This is a genomic window from Neobacillus rhizosphaerae (assembly GCF_937468385.1).
GTDB lineage: Bacteria > Bacillota > Bacilli > Bacillales > Cytobacillaceae > Neobacillus > Neobacillus rhizosphaerae.
The window spans coordinates 38,288-59,295 of record NZ_CALBWS010000007.1 but is presented as its reverse complement, the minus strand read 5'-3'; the positions used below and the strand labels follow the sequence as shown (position 1 = coordinate 59,295).

At 39.7% G+C, this 21,008-nt stretch carries 23 protein-coding genes; 18 read left to right on the top strand and 5 right to left on the bottom strand.

Annotated features, from left to right (window positions below; all coding sequences use genetic code 11):
* Positions 1-16 precede the first annotated feature (16 nt).
* From M5A78_RS07880 to yunB, 12 genes are all read left to right on the top strand, one after another.
* On the top strand, positions 17-847 hold the full coding sequence (locus M5A78_RS07880) for a MetQ/NlpA family ABC transporter substrate-binding protein (RefSeq protein ID WP_248734737.1): 831 nt from the start codon (positions 17-19) through the stop codon (positions 845-847).
* Positions 848-1,238: 391 nt separating this feature from the next.
* Positions 1,239-2,024 (top strand): Fe-S cluster assembly ATPase SufC, encoded by a 786-nt coding sequence (sufC, locus tag M5A78_RS07875; RefSeq protein ID WP_248734736.1) that lies wholly within the window; start codon positions 1,239-1,241, stop codon positions 2,022-2,024.
* 21 nt (positions 2,025-2,045) lie between these two features.
* The gene (sufD, locus tag M5A78_RS07870) at positions 2,046-3,356 is read left to right on the top strand and encodes a Fe-S cluster assembly protein SufD (RefSeq protein ID WP_248734735.1); all 1,311 of its coding nucleotides are present in this window, start codon (positions 2,046-2,048) and stop codon (positions 3,354-3,356) included.
* Positions 3,356-4,585 carry a cysteine desulfurase gene (locus tag M5A78_RS07865; protein WP_248734734.1) on the top strand — a complete coding sequence of 410 codons (1,230 nt, stop codon included), beginning with the start codon at positions 3,356-3,358 and terminating at the stop codon, positions 4,583-4,585. Before sufD ends, M5A78_RS07865 begins: the two co-directional genes overlap by 1 nt.
* Positions 4,575-5,018 (top strand): Fe-S cluster assembly sulfur transfer protein SufU, encoded by a 444-nt coding sequence (sufU, locus tag M5A78_RS07860; RefSeq protein ID WP_248734733.1) that lies wholly within the window; start codon positions 4,575-4,577, stop codon positions 5,016-5,018. The genes M5A78_RS07865 and sufU overlap by 11 nt, the downstream gene beginning before the upstream one ends.
* A 55-nt stretch (positions 5,019-5,073) precedes the next feature.
* Complete coding sequence (gene sufB / locus M5A78_RS07855; protein WP_248734732.1) at positions 5,074-6,471, top strand: Fe-S cluster assembly protein SufB; 1,398 nt, start codon at positions 5,074-5,076, stop codon at positions 6,469-6,471.
* Between the two features lie 352 nt (positions 6,472-6,823).
* The gene (locus tag M5A78_RS07850) at positions 6,824-7,627 is read left to right on the top strand and encodes a GH25 family lysozyme (protein ID WP_248734731.1); all 804 of its coding nucleotides are present in this window, start codon (positions 6,824-6,826) and stop codon (positions 7,625-7,627) included.
* Between the two features lie 155 nt (positions 7,628-7,782).
* Positions 7,783-8,634: a DUF72 domain-containing protein gene (locus M5A78_RS07845; protein ID WP_248734730.1), complete on the top strand. Its 852-nt coding sequence runs from the start codon at positions 7,783-7,785 to the stop codon at positions 8,632-8,634.
* 410 nt (positions 8,635-9,044) lie between these two features.
* The gene (locus M5A78_RS07840) at positions 9,045-9,866 is read left to right on the top strand and encodes a sulfite exporter TauE/SafE family protein (RefSeq protein WP_248734729.1); all 822 of its coding nucleotides are present in this window, start codon (positions 9,045-9,047) and stop codon (positions 9,864-9,866) included.
* 6 nt (positions 9,867-9,872) lie between these two features.
* The gene (locus M5A78_RS07835; protein ID WP_248734728.1) at positions 9,873-11,225 is read left to right on the top strand and encodes a bifunctional metallophosphatase/5'-nucleotidase; all 1,353 of its coding nucleotides are present in this window, start codon (positions 9,873-9,875) and stop codon (positions 11,223-11,225) included.
* Between the two features lie 101 nt (positions 11,226-11,326).
* Positions 11,327-11,629 carry a YunC family protein gene (locus tag M5A78_RS07830; RefSeq protein WP_248734821.1) on the top strand — a complete coding sequence of 101 codons (303 nt, stop codon included), beginning with the start codon at positions 11,327-11,329 and terminating at the stop codon, positions 11,627-11,629.
* Between the two features lie 124 nt (positions 11,630-11,753).
* Positions 11,754-12,524, top strand: coding sequence for a sporulation protein YunB (gene yunB / locus M5A78_RS07825; RefSeq protein ID WP_248734727.1), 771 nt, complete (start codon positions 11,754-11,756; stop codon positions 12,522-12,524).
* Between the two features lie 26 nt (positions 12,525-12,550).
* Here the strand turns inward: yunB and M5A78_RS07820 are convergent, their stop codons facing one another.
* Positions 12,551-13,543 carry a M23 family metallopeptidase gene (locus tag M5A78_RS07820; protein ID WP_406603678.1) on the bottom strand — a complete coding sequence of 331 codons (993 nt, stop codon included), beginning with the start codon at positions 13,541-13,543 and terminating at the stop codon, positions 12,551-12,553.
* Positions 13,544-13,695: 152 nt separating this feature from the next.
* On the opposite strand from M5A78_RS07820, the gene lipA reads away from it, so the two are divergent.
* A complete protein-coding gene (lipA, locus tag M5A78_RS07815; RefSeq protein ID WP_264760448.1) occupies positions 13,696-14,646 on the top strand; it encodes a lipoyl synthase in 951 nt (316 codons plus the stop codon).
* A gap of 45 nt (positions 14,647-14,691) precedes the next feature.
* Here the strand turns inward: lipA and M5A78_RS07810 are convergent, their stop codons facing one another.
* Positions 14,692-15,327: a YhcN/YlaJ family sporulation lipoprotein gene (locus M5A78_RS07810; RefSeq protein WP_248734725.1), complete on the bottom strand. Its 636-nt coding sequence runs from the start codon at positions 15,325-15,327 to the stop codon at positions 14,692-14,694.
* Between the two features lie 116 nt (positions 15,328-15,443).
* Between M5A78_RS07810 and M5A78_RS07805 the strand changes: the two genes are divergently transcribed.
* The gene (locus M5A78_RS07805) at positions 15,444-15,719 is read left to right on the top strand and encodes a YutD family protein (RefSeq protein ID WP_248734724.1); all 276 of its coding nucleotides are present in this window, start codon (positions 15,444-15,446) and stop codon (positions 15,717-15,719) included.
* A gap of 37 nt (positions 15,720-15,756) precedes the next feature.
* Here M5A78_RS07805 and M5A78_RS07800 read toward each other — a convergent pair whose 3' ends face one another.
* Positions 15,757-16,041 carry a cytosolic protein gene (locus M5A78_RS07800; RefSeq protein ID WP_248734723.1) on the bottom strand — a complete coding sequence of 95 codons (285 nt, stop codon included), beginning with the start codon at positions 16,039-16,041 and terminating at the stop codon, positions 15,757-15,759.
* Between the two features lie 60 nt (positions 16,042-16,101).
* The gene (locus M5A78_RS07795; RefSeq protein WP_248734722.1) at positions 16,102-16,368 is read right to left on the bottom strand and encodes a DUF3055 domain-containing protein; all 267 of its coding nucleotides are present in this window, start codon (positions 16,366-16,368) and stop codon (positions 16,102-16,104) included.
* A 185-nt stretch (positions 16,369-16,553) separates the two neighbouring features.
* Between M5A78_RS07795 and M5A78_RS07790 the strand changes: the two genes are divergently transcribed.
* The 3 genes from M5A78_RS07790 to M5A78_RS07780 all read left to right on the top strand — a co-directional run bounded on the left by M5A78_RS07790 (position 16,554) and on the right by M5A78_RS07780 (position 19,140).
* The gene (locus tag M5A78_RS07790; RefSeq protein WP_248734721.1) at positions 16,554-17,855 is read left to right on the top strand and encodes an EAL domain-containing protein; all 1,302 of its coding nucleotides are present in this window, start codon (positions 16,554-16,556) and stop codon (positions 17,853-17,855) included.
* 19 nt (positions 17,856-17,874) lie between these two features.
* Positions 17,875-18,312 (top strand): DUF86 domain-containing protein, encoded by a 438-nt coding sequence (locus M5A78_RS07785; RefSeq protein ID WP_248734720.1) that lies wholly within the window; start codon positions 17,875-17,877, stop codon positions 18,310-18,312.
* Positions 18,313-18,375: 63 nt separating this feature from the next.
* Entirely contained in the window at positions 18,376-19,140 is a 765-nt protein-coding gene (locus M5A78_RS07780; protein WP_248734719.1) for a TIGR01457 family HAD-type hydrolase, read from the top strand.
* A 104-nt stretch (positions 19,141-19,244) separates the two neighbouring features.
* On the opposite strand, the gene M5A78_RS07775 is transcribed toward M5A78_RS07780, so the two are convergent.
* Entirely contained in the window at positions 19,245-19,754 is a 510-nt protein-coding gene (locus tag M5A78_RS07775; protein WP_248734718.1) for a phosphatidylglycerophosphatase A family protein, read from the bottom strand.
* Between the two features lie 203 nt (positions 19,755-19,957).
* On the opposite strand from M5A78_RS07775, the gene yutH reads away from it, so the two are divergent.
* Complete coding sequence (gene yutH, locus M5A78_RS07770) at positions 19,958-20,965, top strand: spore coat putative kinase YutH (RefSeq protein WP_248734717.1); 1,008 nt, start codon at positions 19,958-19,960, stop codon at positions 20,963-20,965.
* The last annotated feature ends 43 nt before the right edge of the window (positions 20,966-21,008 follow it).

Below are 21,008 nucleotides of genomic sequence, written 5' to 3'. Positions count from 1 at the left end.
CAGGAGGGGTTAATTAATGAAAAAAGTATTTAGTTTGATTGTAATTGCACTATTAGCATTTGCTCTAACAGCGTGCGGCGGTGCTAAAAACGATACGGCAGGAAAAGATGGTAACAAGAAATTAGTTGTTGGTGCATCTTCTGTACCGCATGCGGAAGTGCTAGAGGCGGCAAAACCTCTATTAAAGAAAAAAGGCATTGATCTAGAAGTAAAAGTTTTTCAAGATTATATCCTACCAAACGTAGCGTTAAGGGATAAAGAACTCGATGCAAATTATTTTCAAACACCAGGGTATTTAGAACTGCAAATGAAAGAAAATAAGGATTTTGATTTTGTGAGTGTTGGTGAAATTCATAAGGAACCAATCGGAATTTATTCTAAAAAATATAAAAGTTTAAAAGACCTTCCAAAAGGTGCAAAAATTATTATGAGTGATTCACTAAGTGACCATGGACGTATTTTACCTATTTTTGAAAAAGAAGGTTTAATTAAGCTTAAAAAAGGCGTTGGCGCAAATGCGAGAGTTGAGGATATTGTCGAAAATCCAAAAAAACTTGATTTCTCAACATTAATTGAAGCAAAATTATTAGCATCTTCCTTCGACAGCGGTGAAGGTGATGCGGTTGTCATTAATACGAACTACGCATTAGAAGGCGGTATTGACATCGGAAAATATGGTATTGCATTTGAAGGCAGTGATGTTGTACCGGCAAACCTTGTTGTCGTTCGTTCTAAGGACAAAGACAAAGAAACTATCAAAACACTTGTCGAAGTTCTTCATTCAAAAGAAATTCAAGACTTCATTCTTGAAAAATACAAAGGTGCCGTGGTGCCGGTTTCTAAGTAATATATAAATAGGAAGAAAGACAAAAGCCAGTGAATAATTCACTGGCTTTTCCTCTTTCTATTGAGGCAGGTGACTACATACATGAATCCTGCTAATTGGGTGAAAATAGAATGGGTTTAACAATTTTATTCAGTTGGAAATGTCCGAAAAATGAGGTATGATTTTTATCGGTTGTATTTCACCTAATAGATTATTATCAGAATTTTCTCTAAAAAAATACTCTCATTCTCATTTACAGCTTGGTTAATGAAAATAGCAACACTGTTTTTACTGTTTTAGAGTTGCTAATACATTTCATTTGTTATAAGATTGGAATGAGAATAAAATGAGAATAGAAATGGAGACCAAAGCGGTCTACAGGATACAAAACTTTCTTTTCGGAGGTATAGATATGGCTGGATCAACTTTAACGATCAAAGATTTACATGTAGAAATTGATGGGAAAGAAATTTTAAAAGGTGTAAACCTTGAAATAAAGGGTGGGGAAATCCACGCAATCATGGGTCCAAATGGTACTGGTAAATCCACGTTATCCTCAGCAATCATGGGGCACCCAAAATATGAAGTAACTAGTGGAAACATTACGTTAGACGGACAAAATGTCCTTGAAATGGAAGTAGATGAGCGCGCTCGTGCAGGTCTATTCTTAGCGATGCAATATCCAAGTGAAATTAACGGCGTAACGAATGCTGATTTTTTACGTTCAGCCATCAATAGCCGCCTTGGCGAAGGAAATGAGATTTCCCTAATGAAATTTATCCGTCAAATGGACAAACAAATGGAATTCCTAGAAATGGATCTCGATATGGCACAACGCTATTTAAACGAAGGTTTCTCAGGCGGGGAGAAAAAACGCAATGAAATTTTGCAATTAATGATGTTACAACCAAAAATTGCAATCTTGGATGAAATCGACTCCGGATTAGACATCGATGCCCTCAAGGTTGTTTCAAAGGGAATCAATGAAATGCGCGGCGAAGAGTTTGGCTGCCTAGTGATCACCCATTATCAACGTCTTTTAAACTATATCACTCCTGACTATGTGCACGTTATGATGCAAGGTCGTATTGTGAAATCAGGCGGACCAGAACTGGCACAACGCTTAGAAGCAGAAGGATATGACTGGATCAAGCAAGAGCTCGGAATTGAAGATGAAACAGTTGGGCAAGAAGCGTAAGAGAGTGTTAGGAGGATTAAAATGACAATAGAAACAAAATTACCATTTGATAAGGGGTTTGTCAGTTCTTTTTCAAAAGAAATGAACGAGCCTGCATGGTTTGAAGAGTTTCGTCTAAAGGCATTAAATGATTTAGATCAATTGCCAATGCCTAGACCTGATAAAACGAAAATCGATAAATGGAATTTCACGCAATTCAATCAACATACCGTTAAAAGCGATGTCTATCCATCACTTGCTGACCTGCCGGAAGAAGTAAAGGAATTAGTTGATCTGGATGCTAAAAATAAGAATTTGTATATTCAACGAAATCAAACTCCTGCTTATTTAGCTTTATCAGAAGACTTAAAAAGCAAAGGTGTTATTTTTACCGATATTTTTACAGCAGCACGGGAACATGGCGAACAGTTGAAAAAGTATTTCATGACACAGGCTATTAACGTTGATGAACATCGCTTAACTGCTCTTCATGCGGCACTTGTGAATGGCGGGGTATTCTTATACGTTCCTAAAAATGTGGAAATTACTGAACCGATTCAAGCTGTTTATGTCCACGATGATGCTGAAGCCAATCTATTTAATCATGTTATTGTTGTCGCAGATGACAACAGTTCAGTAACATACGTAGAAAATTACATTTCTACAATAGAAACATCCAATACTTTAGTCAACATCTTGACCGAAGTGATTGCGAATGTGAATGCGAAGATTCAATATGGTGCTGTTGATACTTTGGCTAAGGGAGTTACCACTTATGTCAATCGCCGCGGTGTTGCCGGCAGAGATGCTAACATTGAATGGGCACTTGGTTTGATGAACGAGGGAAATACGATCTCGGAAAACACAACCAATTTACTTGGCGATGGTTCTAATGGCGATACAAAAACGGTTGTTGTCGGACGCGGGGAGCAAACACAAAACTTCACTACGAAGGTTGTTCATTTTGGCAAACATACAACTGGGACTATCCTAAATCATGGTGTTGTGAAGGATAGTGCAACTTCTATCTTTAACGGAATTGGGAAAATTGAACACGGGGCCTCTAAATCTGATGCAGAACAAACTTCACGTGTATTAATGCTCAGTGAAAAAGCACGCGGTGATGCCAATCCTATTCTCTTGATTGATGAAGATGATGTTGTGGCTGGTCACGCCGCTTCTGTTGGGCGTGTTGACCCAGTACAGCTGTATTACCTAATGAGCCGCGGGATTTCAAAAACAGAAGCAGAACGTTTGGTCATTCACGGCTTCTTAGCTCCTGTGGTGAAACAGCTACCAATTGAAGGAGTAAAGAAACAATTAACAGAAGTGATTGAAAGGAAAGTTCGCTAATGAATATCCAGGATATTCGCAAACAATTTCCCATTTTAGACCAAGAAGTGAACGGCAACAGGTTAGTGTATTTAGACAGTTCTGCTACATCACAGAAGCCACTCCAAGTAATTGAAACGATTGAAAAATATTATCGTGAAATCAATTCCAATGTTCACCGTGGTGTGCATACATTAGGAACAAGAGCAACGGATGCTTACGAAGGTGCACGGGAAAAGGTTCGTAAGTTTATCAATGCCAAATCGACTCAAGAAGTTATTTTTACAAAAGGAACGACGACATCCCTTAATACTGTTGCAGCGAGCTATGCTGCAGCAAACTTAAAAGAAGGCGATGAAATAGTCATTACTTATATGGAGCACCATAGTAATATCATTCCGTGGCAGCAGGTGGCAAGAAGGACGGGAGCTCAATTGAAATACATTCCACTTCAAGAAGACGGAACGATTTCACTGGATGATGTCCGTGCGACCATTACGGCTAACACGAAGATTGTGTCTGTTATGCATGTATCGAATGTCCTTGGCGTGATCAATCCTGTTAAAGAAATAGCTCAGATTGCCCACGAAAATGGCGCTATCATGGTCGTTGACGGGGCGCAAAGTGCGCCGCATATGAAAGTAGATGTTCAAGATTTGGACTGTGATTTTCTTGCTTTTTCAGGACACAAAATGTGTGGTCCTACTGGAATTGGCGTCCTATATGGAAAAAAACATCTGCTTGAAAACATGGAACCAATTGAATTTGGCGGCGAAATGATTGATTTTGTACAATTGTATGAATCAACCTGGAAGGAACTGCCGTGGAAATTTGAGGGCGGAACACCTATCATTGCCGGTGCCATCGGTCTTGGAGCTGCCATCGACTTTTTAAATGATATTGGTTTAGACAATATTGCCGAGCATGATCATAAGCTTGCTGCTTATGCGTTAGAAAAAATGTCTACTATTGAGGGCATGACCATTTATGGTCCACTCGATCAGGCCAAACGAACTGCGATGGTTACGTTTAATTTAGCGGATGTTCATCCGCACGATGTGGCAACTGTTTTGGATGCGGAAGGAATTGCTGTCCGCGCTGGACATCATTGTGCTCAGCCGCTGATGAAGTGGCTTAAGGCTTCAGCAACTGCACGTGCAAGTTTCTATTTATATAATTCGGAAGAAGATATAGATAAATTAGTTGAAGGACTTGTCAAAACAAAGGAGTATTTCAGCGATGTCTTCTAATAATTTAGATACATTATACCGGCAAGTAATTATGGATCATTATAAAAATCCCCGCAATCGCGGTATTCTTGAAGATGGCAGTCATACCATTAATATGAATAACCCGACTTGTGGTGACCGCATTCAATTGACTCTAAAAGTGGAAAATGGAATCGTGGTTGACGCAAGGCAAGAAGGGGAAGGCTGCTCGATTTCGATGTCATCTGCTTCGATGATGACGCAAGCAATTAAGGGAAAAAAAATCGAAGAAGCTTTAAAACTAGCGAAGATCTTTTCTGATATGATGCAGGGAATCGATTACGACGATGATGATCTTGATTTAGGTGATATTGAAGCACTTCAGGGTGTTTGTAAGTTTCCAGCCCGCATTAAATGTGCCACACTAGCGTGGAAGGCCATGGAAAAAGGATTGAAGGAAGAGGAACAAGAATAGGATGAAATAGGACATTTTTAGGTCCTATTCGTTTAAGAAATGGAGGAACTCGACGATGGCGAAAAAAATGCCTGATATCGGTGATTATAAATATGGTTTTGCCGATAAAGACGTTTCCATATTCCGGTCTAAGCGTGGTTTGACACGTGAAATTGTTGAAGAGATTTCAAAGCTGAAAAACGAACCGCAATGGATGCTCGACTTCCGCTTAAAATCACTTGAGCATTTTTACAAGATGCCAATGCCACAATGGGGCGGAGATATGTCTTCTTTAAACTTTGATGAAATTACGTATTATGTAAAACCATCTGAGAAATCTGAGAAGTCATGGGATGAAGTACCTGAGGAAATTAAGGCTACATTTGATAAGCTTGGTATTCCAGAAGCTGAGCAAAAATATCTTGCTGGGGTTTCGGCTCAATATGAATCCGAAGTGGTTTACCACAATATGAAGGTAGAACTAGAAGAGTTAGGTATCGTTTTTAAAGATACGGATTCTGCTTTAAGAGAAAATGAAGATATTTTCCGTGAGCACTTTGGAAAAACCATCCCACCAACAGATAACAAGTTTGCTGCCTTGAATTCTGCCGTTTGGTCTGGCGGTTCATTCATCTATGTACCACCAGGTATTAAAGTGGATACGCCGTTACAAGCCTACTTCCGGATTAACTCCGAAAACATGGGACAATTCGAGCGGACGTTAATCATCGTGGATGAGGGAGCACATGTGCATTATGTAGAGGGCTGTACAGCTCCGGTTTATACAACGAATTCCTTACACAGCGCCGTTGTTGAAATCATTATTAAAAAGGATGCTTACTGCCGTTATACAACGATTCAAAACTGGGCAAACAATGTCTTTAACCTTGTTACTAAGCGCGCGGTTTGTGACGCAAACGCAACAATGGAATGGATTGATGGCAACATCGGTTCTAAGCTGACAATGAAGTATCCAGCTGTTATTTTAAAAGGTGAAGGCGCCCGCGGCATGACGTTATCGATTGCGATTGCCGGTAAAGGCCAGCACCAGGATGCTGGAGCAAAAATGATTCATTTAGCTCCAAATACGTCTTCCACGATTGTATCGAAATCGATTTCTAAGCACGGTGGTAAAGTTACTTATCGTGGTATCGTTCAATTTGGCCGTAAAGCAGATGGGGCCCGTTCTAATATTGAATGTGATACATTAATTATGGATAATCAGTCGACATCCGATACGATTCCATATAATGAAATCTTAAATGACAACATTTCTCTTGAGCACGAAGCAAAGGTTTCTAAAGTGTCTGAAGAGCAGCTCTTCTACCTAATGAGCCGCGGTATTTCTGAGCAAGAAGCGACAGAAATGATTGTTATGGGCTTCATCGAGCCATTTACAAAAGAATTACCAATGGAATATGCCGTTGAAATGAATCGTCTCATAAAGTTTGAGATGGAAGGCTCTATCGGCTAAGGATAAGCAAGATTGTATCAAACCAAATATATATAAACAGTTATTGAATCCGTATATTTTTTCTGCGGATTCTTTTTTTATGGAAAATGGGGTTGGGATTGGGTTTATTTGGTAAAAAAGCCAATAATCCAAGAAAATGAGCCAATATCGTGAAGAAATGAGCCAAACCCATTGAAAAATGAGCCAATAACTTGTAAAAATGAGCCATAATCATCGAAAATTGAGCCAATCAATTTTTCCAAAAGGAATCTGGCCATATTTTAATCAAAAATTGTTTTGCAAACGCGCAAATTAGTGAGTAGTACAAGTAATTCCTTATAAATAACATAAAAAAATATAGAGGTGATGAATAATGACTCAAATTAAAGGAATCGACGTTTCCCATTGGAATGGAAATATCGATTGGAACAAGGTAGCAGGAGATGGGGTTAAATTTGCATTCTTGAAAGCAACAGAAGGAACATCTTATTCGGTTGTATCTTGGTTTAATGAAAACGTACCAAAAGCAATTAGTGCAAGCATCGATGTTGGGGCCTATCATTATGCAAAGTTTGGGACTATAGCTGAAGCTAAAGCTGAAGTAGCCTATTTTCTAAGTGTTATAAAAGGAAACCAGCTTACCTACCCAGCTGTATTAGATCTTGAAGAAAATAAAAGTGGGGCAAGTAAAACGGTCCTAACGGATGCTGCTATTGCTTTCCTTGATGCGTTAACAAATGCAGGCTATGTTGCAATGCTTTATACCGGTAAGGCTTTCTTAGATGAGCAATTGGATGAAAGCCGACTTACCACATATGCGTTGTGGATTGCCCGTTATAATAGCACTCTGGGGAGAAATGCTGATATTTGGCAATATACGAATTCCGGTAAGGTTAACGGTATTATTGGGGATGTAGACCTGGACTGGTCTTACCGTGACTTCGTAGCCTCCAAACCAAATCAAAAACCGCCTACTTCCATCGTTGCCTACCCTGGTTATTTAATAAAAAAAGGTTCAAGGAGTAAAGACGTGGAACGAATTCAACGAGCAGTTGGTGTTACTCCAGATGGTATTTTCGGACCGATAACAGATGCGGCAGTGAAAGCTTACCAAAAACGAAAAGGACTAGTGGTTGATGGAATTGTTGGTCCTAGGACATGGGCAGTCATGTTTTGATTTGGTTATAGCACATCATTTAAAACTATCTAGGCTTGTACAATATTAGAGATGTGTAAGGCTTATACTAATTAATCAGGTTATTATCATTATTTATTGCCCTAGCAGATAGAAGTAAAAAAGTTATGCTAATATTAGTTATGGGGGGGACAGTTATGATCTACATCGGTGTAACAGGCTGGGGCGACCATGACAGCCTATATTCAGGTCAAATCTCTTCTAGAGGTAAATTAAAGGAATATGCAGGCCATTTTCCGATAGTGGAAGTGGATTCGGCTTTTTATGCGATTCAGCCAAAAAGAAATGCTGAGAAGTGGGTCAATGAAACACCAGCAGGCTTCCAGTTTATCGTCAAAGCCTACCAAGGAATGACCGGGCATTTGCGTGGTGAAATCCCATTTGAAAACAGACAAGCGATGTTTAATGCCTTTAAAGAGTCATTGGAACCCTACATAGAAACAAATAAATTGGCCATGGTCCTCTTCCAATTTCCACCCTGGTTTACATGTAAACGAGAAAATGTTGAATACTTAAGATGGTGTAGGAATGAAATGGGGGACACCCCCTGTGCCTTGGAGTTCAGACACCAATCTTGGTTCGCGCCTCAATTTTATCAAAAAACACTTGATTTTATAAAAACACAAAACTGGATTCATAGTATCTGTGATGAACCGCAATCTGGGGAGGGCTCCATTCCAACGGTATTAGAGAACATCAATCCTGATAAAGTTTTGGTAAGATTTCATGGCCGAAACGTTCATGGCTGGCAAAAACGGAATGCCGAAAATTGGCGTGAGGTACGCTATCTTTATCGCTATAACCAACAAGAACTGCAACAATGGGCAAATTCAATTCGAAAATTAGCCAAGGATAGCTTAAATGTTTATCTCCTGTTTAACAACAACTCCGGCGGGGATGCGGCCGATAATGCCAAGGAAATGATGAATCTTTTGCAAATAGAATACCAAGGACTTGCTCCAAGACAGCTGGATTTATTTAAAAGATAAGAAAGTATAAAATTTTCGACTTTGAGAATTGTCCAGCTCCAGCGCCCAGCGGCTAGTGTACTTCGCCCTTTTCCCTACGATAAGTCAACATCGGATCGCTTTCGCTCTCCGTGTTTCCTTTATCTCAGTCAAAGAGCTCCAGTCCATACGCCGCTAAACGGGCGCTTGCGCTTTTCTTATAGGAAGCCGTCCTATCCAAGAAAGGCATGCATTAATATAGGAAGCCGTCCTATTCAAGAAAAGCATGAATTAATTTAGGAAGCGGTCCCATCCAAGACAGCATGATTTATTTTAATAGCCGGCCGCCTGACCTAGACGCCGACTTTTTTTAGTGTTAAGTTACTTAAAGACGTCTTGAGACAGTTGGACAAAACATAAAGCTTCACAACACAGATTTAGAGGGTGAAAACATGGAATGGATTATCTTAGTTATTGTAGGGCTGATAGCGAGCTCACTAGGTTCATTGATCGGCATGGGAGGAGGAATTATTATTGTTCCTACCTTACTTTATTTAGCGACATTATCAACTTTCAGCCATCTTACACCACAGGTGGTAGTAGGAACCTCCCTATTTACAATGATTTTCACAGGGCTATCTTCAACGTTATCCTACATGAAACATAAGACAATTGATTATAAAAGCGGCTTGATTTTCCTAATAGGAAGCGGTCCGGGGAGTATCTTAGGTGCCTATGTCACTGAAAAGCTGGATTTGCACTCGTTTAATATTTATTTCGGAGTTTTTATTCTTTTTGTATCGCTAGTTTTGGTAGTTAAAGAAAAATTAAAACCGATTCCCTATCGAAAAGATAAGGGCATTGTCCGTACTTTTACCGATAATAGCGGCATGAGCTTAGAATATGGTTTTAGTCCGTTCATAGGAATTCTTATTTCCTTTGTTGTTGGATTTTTGTCAGGGATATTTGGAATTGGCGGCGGTTCGTTAATGGTGCCAACGATGATTTTATTGTTTTTCTTCCCTCCGCACGTGGCCACAGCTACATCGATGTTTATGATTTTACCAACATCTATCTTAAGCTCGATCACACATATTGCCTTAGGAAATGTGAATTGGCTCTACGCTTTAGCATTAGTTCCTGGAGCTTGGATTGGCGCAAAGGTTGGTGTATTTTTAAACACGAAGTTAAAAAGTAAAACGATTGTCTGGATCATCCGAATTATTCTTATCGTTGTTGGTATCCGTTTAATCTACCAAGGGATTACAGGGTAAAGCAAAATGGAAACGATCCATATTTATCATACAAATGATGTTCACAGCCACTTTGAAAATTGGCCTCGCATTCAACAGTTTTTATCACAGAAAAATGCCATGCATCAAGAAGAGGGAGAAGATGTTTTCCTGTTTGACATTGGTGATTTTATTGATCGCTGGCATCCATATACAGAGGCGACGAAAGGGCAGGGGAATATTACCCTGTTAAATGAGTGCGAATTTACAGCCGTCACAATTGGCAATAATGAGGGGGTTAACCTTCCCTATGAAAATTTAAATCACCTATATGACGAAGCTGAGTTCGATGTCCTGGTTGCGAACCTTCATAAAAATAAAGAGGAATATCCTAGTTGGATAAAACCTTACAACATCTATCATACGAAAAAGGGTACACGGATAGGCGTTATCGGTTTAACGGCCCCCTTCGTCCAGCTTTATGAATTGCTCGGCTGGAATCTGACAGAACCGCTGTCTGAGCTGAAAAAATGGCTTAATTCATTAAAGGACGATGCTGATGTCATCATACTACTCTCTCATCTGGGGCTTCATGAGGATGAACAAATCGCTGTAGAATTTCCTGACATCGATGTTATTTTGGGTGCCCATACCCATCATATTCTAGAAGAAGGAAAGCAAATAGGCAATACACTCCTCGGGGCTGCAGGGAAGTATGGTTATTTTGTCGGTCATATTACCCTTAGCTTAGATGAACAAAAAGCAATAAAGAGCAAAAGCGCCATACTCTATGACGTTAAGGAGCTACCTCTTGTTCCAAATGAACAAGAGCAAATTGATGCTTATTTAAAAAAAGGGAAGGAACTGTTAAATCAAAAAGTCACTTCTCTTATTAAACAAATGCCGAATGATCCTTTCCAGGAAACGGAGCTATCACTTTTTCTTTGCAAGGCGTTAAGAGAATGGTGTAGCGCCGATTGTGCCATGATTAACGCAGGCTTGCTATTAGGCCCATTAGCAGGCGATGTTACTGATTATGACCTACTTACGATTTGCCCCCATCCGATTAATCCGTGTGTGGTTGAACTGACAGGCAAGGAGTTATTTGAGATTTTGAGGGAATCGAAGGATGAGGGTATACACCATAAGCATATAAAAGGCCTAGGTTTCAGAGGAACGATCTTGGGGGTATTTGTATATGATCGGATTAGCTTTCAAGGGAACACGATTTTTGTAGATGGTAGTGAATTAAACTATGAAAAGACCTACACATTAGCCCTTCCAGATATGTTCACGTTTGGCCATTTTTTTAAAGAAGTCCTTCCATATAAGCAAAAAAAATACTTTCTGCCGGAATTTCTGCGGGATATTTTAAAATGGAAATTGCAAAGGGACCTATGACTTGCCTAGCTTCAACGCCAAGGCGCTGGAGCTTTTATTGTAATACACGCTTTTTTAACTATTATCATAAAGTGGTAGGGAGGAAAGGAGTGTGTGAACCTTTGATTGATCTTTTACCTATTGAAATTAATGGCCATACTTTTTTGGCGGTTTCGGTTTTACTTCCAAAAACAACCTTGCTTGCAGTCTCAAGCGATAAGGGATATATCATGTGCGGTGCCTTAGACGTTGGCTTATTAAATGAAAAATTAAAGGATCGCAAGATTATTGCCGGCCGGGCTGTCGGAGTAAGAACGATTGATCAGCTTCTTAATGCTCCGTTAGAGTCAGTTACCTTGGAGGCAGAGGAATTAGGTATTCATCAGGGTATGATCGGTAAGGATGCATTACTGAAAATGATTTAAAAGTCTGCTTGGGTAGCAGGCTTTTTTTGATATGTTGAGATAAAGGGTGCCGTTTTTTATCATAAAATTTAATAGGCTAGTTCCTCTTCTTCAAGCATACATATAGCAAGAAGGGGTGATTTTCTTGGCGAAGTTTCGTAGACGGCGCAAGTGGCGTGGACAACTGCCTTTCCGCTATGTCCTTCTGTTATCATTTGTTTTTTTTCTTTTCTCCACTGCTACCGGTTTATGGCTCGTCAATAAAGGCATCGAGCCAATACTCATGGGATATGCTGAGTCACAAACCAGAAAAATAGCTTCATTGGTAATAAATAAAGCGATTAGTAAAAAGGCAGTGGACTTTGGGGATGTTAATAATGTAATTGAAATAACTCCAGGCCCTGACGGAAGTGCACCAAGTGCTAATTTAAAAACAGAGATCGTCAATCGGAAATTATCTGAAATAACAAGTCAGATCCAAAAGAACTTAACAGCTGCAGAAAAAGGCGACCTTTCATCGTTAGAGCATGTAACCGATGTGGAAATTGAAACAAACGTCACGAAACACTCAGATGGGATTGTTTGGTATGTCCCAATCGGTCAAGCAACCAATATTGCCTTATTCGGTAATTTAGGTCCTAAAATTCCGGTGAAATTTAATGCCATTGGTGATGTCCGTCCGGATGTAAAAATAGATCCTAAACCTATCGGGATTAATAATACATGGATAGATGTTTCCATTCATTTAGAAGTGTCTGTTCGAATCATTACGCCCTTTGCTACAAAAATAACCAAACTGGACCAAAGCATTTTTGTGGGTGGAACGTTAGTACAGGGAGTTGTCCCACAATATTATAATGGAGGAAACAGCTCTCCACCTTCTCTTCAACTCCCTAAAGATAAGTCTGGAAATTAATAAGGACTGTCCACCGATGGAAGTCCTTATTTCTTCTTCGTATTCATCCGTTCAAGACGCTTCCATTTGGCCAAATGCGGGTAGGGGTCAAACGACCATTCTGTAATCCCATTGTCTTTGTACATCCCATAATGTAAATGGGGCGGGAATTTCCCTGAGGTTCCTGGTGGACCGTACCCGGAGCTACCGACACCTCCAATGACCATGCCTGGCTCGACGATTTGTCCGACCTTCAAATCCTTCGCAAAGCCACTGAGATGAGCAAAATAATGATACGTGTTATTAATGTCACGGATACCGATTCTCCAGCCGCCGAACTTGTTCCAGCCTTTCATTTCAATAATCCCATAGCTGGTAGCTCGAACAGGGACCCCATAGCCGGCAAAAATATCAGTCCCTTCATGGATCCTTCTTCCGCCCCAGCCACGTGCATCCCCCCAGGTACTGCGATAGCTGTGATTTGAGCGAATCGGCACAGGGAATACTTGTTTATCTAAATTAATCCGGCCAAAATGACGATATATTTTTGCCTTTCCCACGATAATTCCTACGGTCTTATCACGGTGATAGTAATTCCATAATCCAATTTTTAGATTATCATCATCGACCCCATATGAAAGAAGATATTTGGCAAACGAATATAAAACATCCTCGTCATTCTTTAAACTCGCTTTTCCATCCCCATCCCCATCGCCACCAATCCCATCAAAAAACTGGATAACAGCAGGTTTTTCCTCCTTAATATTAGGGTTCGTTAAACCGGCCCATTGTTCAGGTCTAAAATAAATGGCAATTGTGCTTTCTGGTTTTGGCAAATCGCGACGGGCAAAGCGGATACTTCTTTCATATTGATCAACGGCTGCTAAGTAATACCAAGGAATTTGCGTAACCGTTTCAATCTTTTGATAAAGCATCATTCTTTCCTGATAGGGAACAGATTCTTTTGCATGAGCATCTCTAACAGCCAATGAAAAGAAAAAGAATAAAAGGAAAGTTCCAATTATGACAGCAGTACGCACCAGGAATCCTCCTTCTAGTTAATGTACAAGTTTAGTTTATGACTTCTAAGCAATTTCATTAGGGTTAATAATTGGTAATCCGAAAGTAAAGCTAGCCTGCTTGTCGTTCTATTTGCAGTATGTTAAAGTGATTCAGAAGAACTCACTTATCCATAAGTAATAATAGAAATTCAAGGGGTGTAAGAATGAGTAAGAAAGAAGAAATATTAAGAAAGCCGGATTGGCTAAAAATAAAGCTGAACACGAATGAAGCTTACACTGGATTAAAGAAAATGATGCGTGAAAAAAATCTTCATACCGTGTGTGAGGAAGCTCGCTGCCCTAATATTCATGAATGCTGGGCCGAAAGAAGAACGGCAACCTTCATGATTCTAGGGGATACATGTACCCGTGCTTGTCGCTTTTGTGCGGTAAAAACAGGGCTGCCGACTGAACTGGATTTGCAGGAACCAGAGAGGGTTGCAGACTCTGTTCAATTGATGAACCTTAAGCATGTAGTTGTTACAGCAGTTGCCCGTGATGATTTAAAGGATGGCGGGGCCGCTGTTTTTGCAGAAACCGTTCGCGCGATCCGTCGCAAAAGTCCATTTACTAGTATTGAAGTTCTTCCTTCCGATATGGGCGGCAAAGAAGAAAATTTACAGCTGTTAATGGATGCTAAACCAGATATCTTAAATCATAATATTGAGACGGTAAGACGCTTGACCCCAAGAGTAAGGGCGCGTGCAAAATATGACCGTTCACTTGAGTTTCTCCGCCGAGCAAAGGAGATGCAGCCAACGATCCCGACAAAATCAAGCTTAATGATTGGACTTGGTGAAACAAAAGAAGAAATTATTGAAGTGATGGATGATTTACGAACAAACAATGTAGATATCATGACCATTGGACAATATTTACAGCCAACAAGGAGTCATTTAAAGGTTGAAAAATATTATTCCCCTGATGAATTTAAGGAATTGCAGCAAATTGCTCTTAGCAAGGGCTTTAGCCACTGTGAGGCAGGTCCGCTTGTTCGTTCTTCCTACCATGCTGACGAGCAGGTTAATGCCGCGGCAAAGCATAAACAATTATTAGGTGAAAAAGAAGCAAAAGAAGCATAAATAGTAAAGAGTTCAGCCCAAAACCTTGGGTCTGAACTCTTTTGATTAGCGTCTTTTTATATTATGGTCATCTGGGGTGAGACCATTTTCATCTTCACTCGCGTTCATTCGCAATCCTTGTGGAGATTTTTTCATTTGGGTAATCAGCCCACTGACCAAATTGCGGGAATTCCTGCTTGTTGAATCCAGATTAGCGAGATTTTCCACATCCCGTATTAACACTTTATTGTCTGTGACGTAAACGTGGTAATATCTAGGAACAATTGACATCGCGGTTTTCTTCACCTGATCCGCTGTTAAATTCCTATCCTTTGAATCGGTTTGATAGGCAATAAGTACTTCCTGATCGGTGACAAGTGTTGCTACATCGTTCACATGGGGAATATTGGTACTGTATTTACTAATGGCATTAGCAACCTGCTCACGGTCTAACGCTGTATAGTGGTTATTAGCTGAATTATCATTCATCAACGGACTCTTTTGGTGACGGACAAAGCCGTAGTTATTGCTAACATTCCGAACGCCACGGCTGGCTCCTTCATTATAAAGATCATGCCTTTTATTGTTGACGTTAATGGTGTTGCCGCTTTCCTCATATACATCACGACCCGCCATATCCTTTGAGCAGCCGGTTAAGGCTGTTAAGGTACATAATCCCATGATTATGATTAATTTTTTCAACTTATTCACCTCCTCTTATTAGAATAGCCAAAGGGAAGATTTTTTTTCTTAGCAATTGATGGGGAATTGGTTATAATGATAGTAGGAATTGTTTGGTAAAAGAGGTGTGAGAAGGTATGTTTGTAATTAATAATACGATGTATGAAATAGTGCAGGAACATCGGAACGGTTTTAATGAAGAAGCTCTTAAAGCAAGGTATAGTGATATATTATCGAGATATGATTATATCGTCGGGGATTGGGGTTATGGACAGCTCAGGTTAAAGGGTTTTTTTGATGACCAAAATCAAAAGGCAACCTTTGATTCAAAAATAAGTACATTAAGTGAGTACCTTTATGAGTACTGTAATTTCGGCTGTGCTTATTTTGTATTGAAAAAAGTAAAAAAATGAAACGAAGGGACTGAACCCTTCGTTTTTTTTGATTCAATTATTTGTCATACGGTTCCTGTTCATCTTTATCCGGGTCATCATGTGTGGGGTGTGCCCCATCCATCTGCCTTGGTAAATCCTGGTGCAGGGATTTGGTTTCATAATTGAAAGCACTATAAGAACGCTGCCCTTCCTTCCATGGAGTGCTTTTATTTTGAACAGGATCGTTAACTCTAATCGATGAACTATAAGGTCCTTCTGGAAATTCTTGTGCAGTCAAGAAATTTTGCTGCTTCTCCACATTCGATAATTCAGTGGATATTTTTGAATCTTTTTCTGTCATGTTTTCACGCTCCTTTTTACCTACTAGTATGCCGGATGCCGCGAAAAACATGAACGGACATTAGACTAATTCCATTAAGAAGGAGCGTAATTCCTCGGCATCTGCTTCATTTAATTGAAACGCATGCTCTAAATAGCCTTCCTCTTGTAAATCATCGTGACCAATAATCGCAAAGCGATTTCCCTGAATATCTAAGACAAGTTGCTTCCCGTAATGGCGATTGCTTTGAACGATGGCTAAATCAAATCGTTGGTTTTCTCCGACAAAGCTGACAAATCTTGTTTTTGTATCCTCTGTATCATCATATAAAAAAAAGCGTTCTTTCATTTAGAAGGTCTCCTTTAATAAATTGACATCTTCTATATAGTAACAAATTAATCAAAGTGATGGGACCTAAAACAAATTTCATGCAAATATTTGAAGAATGTTGCTGTTGAAAAAATACGAAGGATGTCAAATTATGTTATAATATTACTAAATCTCGAATAATGTCCTCTGAGAGGGATGATTTAATGGTCCGTCGTAACATGGAAAAATTTACGAATGTAATGCAATGGGGAAAACTTTTATTACCCCTGTCGTCCATTCGTTTTTATCCTCCCCCGTTTGTTTTACGGAATCCAGTTTTAGAAGGAGTAACATCTGCCATTAATGATGGTTGTGAAGTCGCTGTTCTTGTTTTTAATATAAAAAATATGAACGAATTATCAGAAGAACTAAGTCAATCGGTATTTTTGCATTTTAAAAAGCAGATAAAAAAATTTTTCCGCATCGCTGTTGAATTGGAGATAGAGAAGCAGAATGTCATTACACTTCATGATTTTTATGGTGATAGTTTGACGCTATACATAAAGGTGGACGATGCTCGTCTTTGCCTCTCTGAGATCGATTCTCTTATGAAAAAAATTACCTCTCTTGTGGAGCGGAGTCTGCATAAACATTATCCTTCTATCCAGCCAATATTTGTCACAGGCTATATGTTCGTTGAAAAAAAGTATTATTCACTAAACGATTCCATTGAAAGAGCCCATAGGCAGGCCATTGCAATGGCAGAGAAGAGAGTCAAATCTGAATTTAATGAAATGGTGTTTTCAGTCAAAAGAATTATTTCCAAAAAGGATATTATATTATTAGCACAGCCGATTATTAAAATAGCAACTAAAGAAATATGCGCCTTGGAAATGCTTACCCGCGGCCCCAAAGGAACGCTCTTAGAAAGTCCATTACCGCTTTTTTCCGTTGCCCGGCAGACAGGTATGCTGTATGAACTTGAAATGATTGTCATTGAAAAGGTTTTAGGACAAATAAAGGCAACGAGATGCCGCCAAGATATCTTTGTCAATTGTACACCGCTGACACTTGGAAATATCCGCTTTACCCGCGATTTGAAAAATCTAATGCAGCAATATAAAGGGATTTCAGCTAAGCAAATTACCTTTGAAGTGACCGAAACCGATTCCATCGAGGGCTTGAAGAATTTCATTTATAATCTTAAAATGTTAAGATTAATGGGGTTCCGGATTGCCATGGATGATACAGGAGCCGGCTATTCCAGTTTGAGTACAATTGGTGAAATCATGCCCGATATTATTAAAATTGACCGGTCTGTCATTCAAAACATTGATAAGAATTCATTAAAAGAATCGATGTTAAAGGGAATAATGTTGATCGCAAGAGAAGCGGGTTCATTAGTAGTCGCAGAAGGGATTGAGAACGAAGAGGAAGCATCCGTGCTCATGCGGCATAATGTTGATCTAGCTCAAGGGTATTTTTATGCACGGCCATCTGCGCTGGTAAATAGTATGGCAACTTAGAATGGAGGAAGTGGATGATATGTATTTTGTTGACAGGGAAAAAATTGAAGCAACGTTAATCTATTTAGAAGGACAAGTCACTCTTTTCAGAAACCAAAAGGCTTGGTCAACACCACTCGAAAAAGCAGCATTAGAGCGTTTAAGCCAAATGATGATTGAGTCTGTTTTAGATGTCGGAAATGCCATGATTGATGGTTTTATCATGCGAGACCCTGGTAGCTATGACGACATTATTGACATTTTAATCGATGAAAAAGTTAATTCTGCGGAAACAGGAGAACGTTTAAAAATCCTTATTCAATATCGCAAAAAACTTGTCCAAGATTACATAGCAATCGATCATAGCGAGCTGCATCAGTCATTTTCAACCTATCTTCCTGAATTGGTGACTTTTACTGAAAATGTACGTGATTACCTTGCTAATGAATTAGGGCCGGTATCGGCATTTAAAAACTAATTTCTAGACCGTAGGCGCGGTCTTTTTTTAAATGGGCATGATACTTTTATAGGAGTGATTTTTTTGAAAAATTATAAAGGTTATTTAATTGATTTAGATGGAACCATGTATAAAGGAACAGAGCGGATTGAAGCAGCCTCTGATTTTGTTAAACAACTTCGGGATAGAGGGATACCTTACTTATTCGTTACGAATAATTCATCGCGGACGCCGGCACAGGTAGCTGAAAAACTTCTTGACTTTGACATCCCAGCGGAAGAAAAGCTTGTGTTTACGACAAGCCAGGCAACCGCAAATTACATTTTTGAATTAAAAAACGACGCGTCTGTCTATGTCATTGGTGAAGAAGGAATTCGAGCGGCTCTAGAGGAAAAAGGACTTCGATTGGCAGGGGAGAAGGCGGACTTCGTGGTTGTAGGGATTGATCGCTCCATCAGCTATGAAAAATTAACCGTCGCATGTTTGGCCGTGCGCAACGGTGCGACATTTATTTCTACCAACGGTGACATTGCCATTCCAACGGAAAGAGGACTGCTGCCAGGCAATGGATCTCTAACATCGGTTATTACTGTTTCCACGCAAACAAAGCCGATCTTTATCGGCAAGCCAGAATCTATTATTATGGAGCAGGCATTAAAGGTGTTAGGCACAGCAAAAGAAGAGACGCTGATGGTCGGCGATTATTATGATACCGACATCTTAGCAGGAATGAATGCCGGCATGGACACGCTACTAGTTCATACCGGTGTGACGACGAAAGAAATGCTTGCCGGCTATGAGCGAATGCCGACTTATACAATTGATACATTAGATCAGTGGGAAATATAACAAAAGGATGGGGGCGCCCCATCCTTTTAATTTGACCGAAAAGAAAGGATAACTTTCCTCTCAGGCATAAATGCAACTTCGCATCTGTCTTCGCCAATCGATTATTATTTTTCTTTCTCAGCTCTTGCAGCCCGATGTGCCAGTCTGCTTGATGCCGCAGCTGCTATCGCGCCCACAATATCATCTAAAAAGGTATGACATTCCCCTGTGGATTTATCATTTAAATGCGCTAATATCCCCGGCTTTAGTTTATCGATGTATCCATAATTCGTGAACCCAATGGAACCATAAACATTAACAATCGAAAAGGCTAATATTTCATCAACTCCATAAAGACTCTCATCGCTGCCAATGATCGATTGGAGAGGCTCTTCTAACATTCCTTTCTCAGCAAGCACATCTAGTTGGATTCCGGTGATAATGGCGTTTTGAACCTCTCGTTTAGAAAGGACACGTTCCACGTTTGCCAAACAGTCTTCCATCTTTAAGTTTTCATGATATTTTTCTTGTAAAAAGAAAACTAAATCGGCCATATCCTGAACTTCGACGCCTCTTTCTTTCAGCCATCTGCGTGCGGTTTCTTCGGTAGGATCAACTTTTTTATCGTCAGCCATTCCTTTGATCACCTTTTCTTTGTATTTTCACTATATATACTCTATTTCCATAAGATATGCAATTTTGAGCGTAATAGTCCTATACAAAATATGCCTTTTCCGTGCAACATTCTCTGCGAAAAAAAAGTGAAAACAACAAGTTTTCGAAGGCTAATACATATACATGACTTAAGAAAAGGTTTGAAGAAGAGGTGGGGACTCGGATGCTTCAAAAAATGCTTGAAAATCAGTATGGCATCACGGCACAGGAATATGTAAAATTAGATTCCTTTGATGCACTACGAGGGAATGGCTGGCTGTATATCATTTCGAATCCGGCGGGTAAAGAAGAAGATGATATTATCGAGCTTGGGAAAATTGCCGAGCATTTAAGAAACTATGGGGATCTACATGTCCCCCTATTTTTGCCAACAAAGGATGGCCAATTAATTTCAGAATGGGAAAAAAATAAATATTGTGTACTAGCAAATCGGCAAAGCGATGAACCACGAAAAATAAGGCTTGGGCGGAAGCTTGCCAAATTCCACGCCCGCGGCAGGAGAGTTCCTTTTCAAATCGAGAGATCGAGCAGGATTGGACAATGGAAGTCGTTGTGGGAAAAGCGGTTAGAGCAAATGGAAAAGGTTTGGAATGGTCTACTTTTTCAAACACCGGAAGATGAGTTTGAACGAATGTTTGTTGACTCGTTCCCTTATTATCTTGGTTTAACGGAGAATGCTATTCAATATTTAGTTGATACGGAGCTTGATGATGAACCACTAGAAACGGATAGCGGCACTGTTTGTCATGACCGTTTTTCCCAAAAAACATGGGGCAACCATTATATGATTAAAAATCCGTTTGACTGGGTTTTTGATCATCGAAGCCGTGATTTAGCCGAGTGGACAAGGGAGAGATATTTTCGTAATTTCCAAACCTATGATGTGGACCTAAGGCAGTTTTTTGCAGAGTACCAAAGTATTGAACCGTTATCTTCCTTTTCTTGGCGATTATTATATTCGCGCATCATCTTTCCACTTCACTACTTTGAATGTATTGAAAATTATTATATAACGCGTTCCGAGCAGGAAAAGAAAATCTGTGAGGAGCAGCTAAGTAAGATTTTAAGACAATCAAGCGAGTATGAACGGTTTTTAGCTGGGTTCTTTCAAATAGCCGGAGCGCCAATTAATCGTTTGAACCTGCCCCAGCTAGAATGGCTTTTTAAATAGTCTGCAATCTTTGACGAAAATCCCGATACCATTGTGATAAAAT

Coding starts and splice junctions, on each gene's coding strand:
- M5A78_RS07880 (WP_248734737.1), top strand. CDS start 17: ATGAAAAAAGTATTTAGTTTGATTGTAATTGCACTATTAGCATTTGCT.
- sufC (WP_248734736.1), top strand. CDS start 1,239: ATGGCTGGATCAACTTTAACGATCAAAGATTTACATGTAGAAATTGAT.
- sufD (WP_248734735.1), top strand. CDS start 2,046: ATGACAATAGAAACAAAATTACCATTTGATAAGGGGTTTGTCAGTTCT.
- M5A78_RS07865 (WP_248734734.1), top strand. CDS start 3,356: ATGAATATCCAGGATATTCGCAAACAATTTCCCATTTTAGACCAAGAA.
- sufU (WP_248734733.1), top strand. CDS start 4,575: ATGTCTTCTAATAATTTAGATACATTATACCGGCAAGTAATTATGGAT.
- sufB (WP_248734732.1), top strand. CDS start 5,074: ATGGCGAAAAAAATGCCTGATATCGGTGATTATAAATATGGTTTTGCC.
- M5A78_RS07850 (WP_248734731.1), top strand. CDS start 6,824: ATGACTCAAATTAAAGGAATCGACGTTTCCCATTGGAATGGAAATATC.
- M5A78_RS07845 (WP_248734730.1), top strand. CDS start 7,783: ATGATCTACATCGGTGTAACAGGCTGGGGCGACCATGACAGCCTATAT.
- M5A78_RS07840 (WP_248734729.1), top strand. CDS start 9,045: ATGGAATGGATTATCTTAGTTATTGTAGGGCTGATAGCGAGCTCACTA.
- M5A78_RS07835 (WP_248734728.1), top strand. CDS start 9,873: ATGGAAACGATCCATATTTATCATACAAATGATGTTCACAGCCACTTT.
- M5A78_RS07805 (WP_248734724.1), top strand. CDS start 15,444: ATGTTTGTAATTAATAATACGATGTATGAAATAGTGCAGGAACATCGG.
- M5A78_RS07800 (WP_248734723.1), bottom strand. CDS start 16,041: ATGACAGAAAAAGATTCAAAAATATCCACTGAATTATCGAATGTGGAG.
- M5A78_RS07795 (WP_248734722.1), bottom strand. CDS start 16,368: ATGAAAGAACGCTTTTTTTTATATGATGATACAGAGGATACAAAAACA.
- M5A78_RS07790 (WP_248734721.1), top strand. CDS start 16,554: ATGGTCCGTCGTAACATGGAAAAATTTACGAATGTAATGCAATGGGGA.
- M5A78_RS07785 (WP_248734720.1), top strand. CDS start 17,875: ATGTATTTTGTTGACAGGGAAAAAATTGAAGCAACGTTAATCTATTTA.
- M5A78_RS07775 (WP_248734718.1), bottom strand. CDS start 19,754: ATGGCTGACGATAAAAAAGTTGATCCTACCGAAGAAACCGCACGCAGA.
- yutH (WP_248734717.1), top strand. CDS start 19,958: ATGCTTCAAAAAATGCTTGAAAATCAGTATGGCATCACGGCACAGGAA.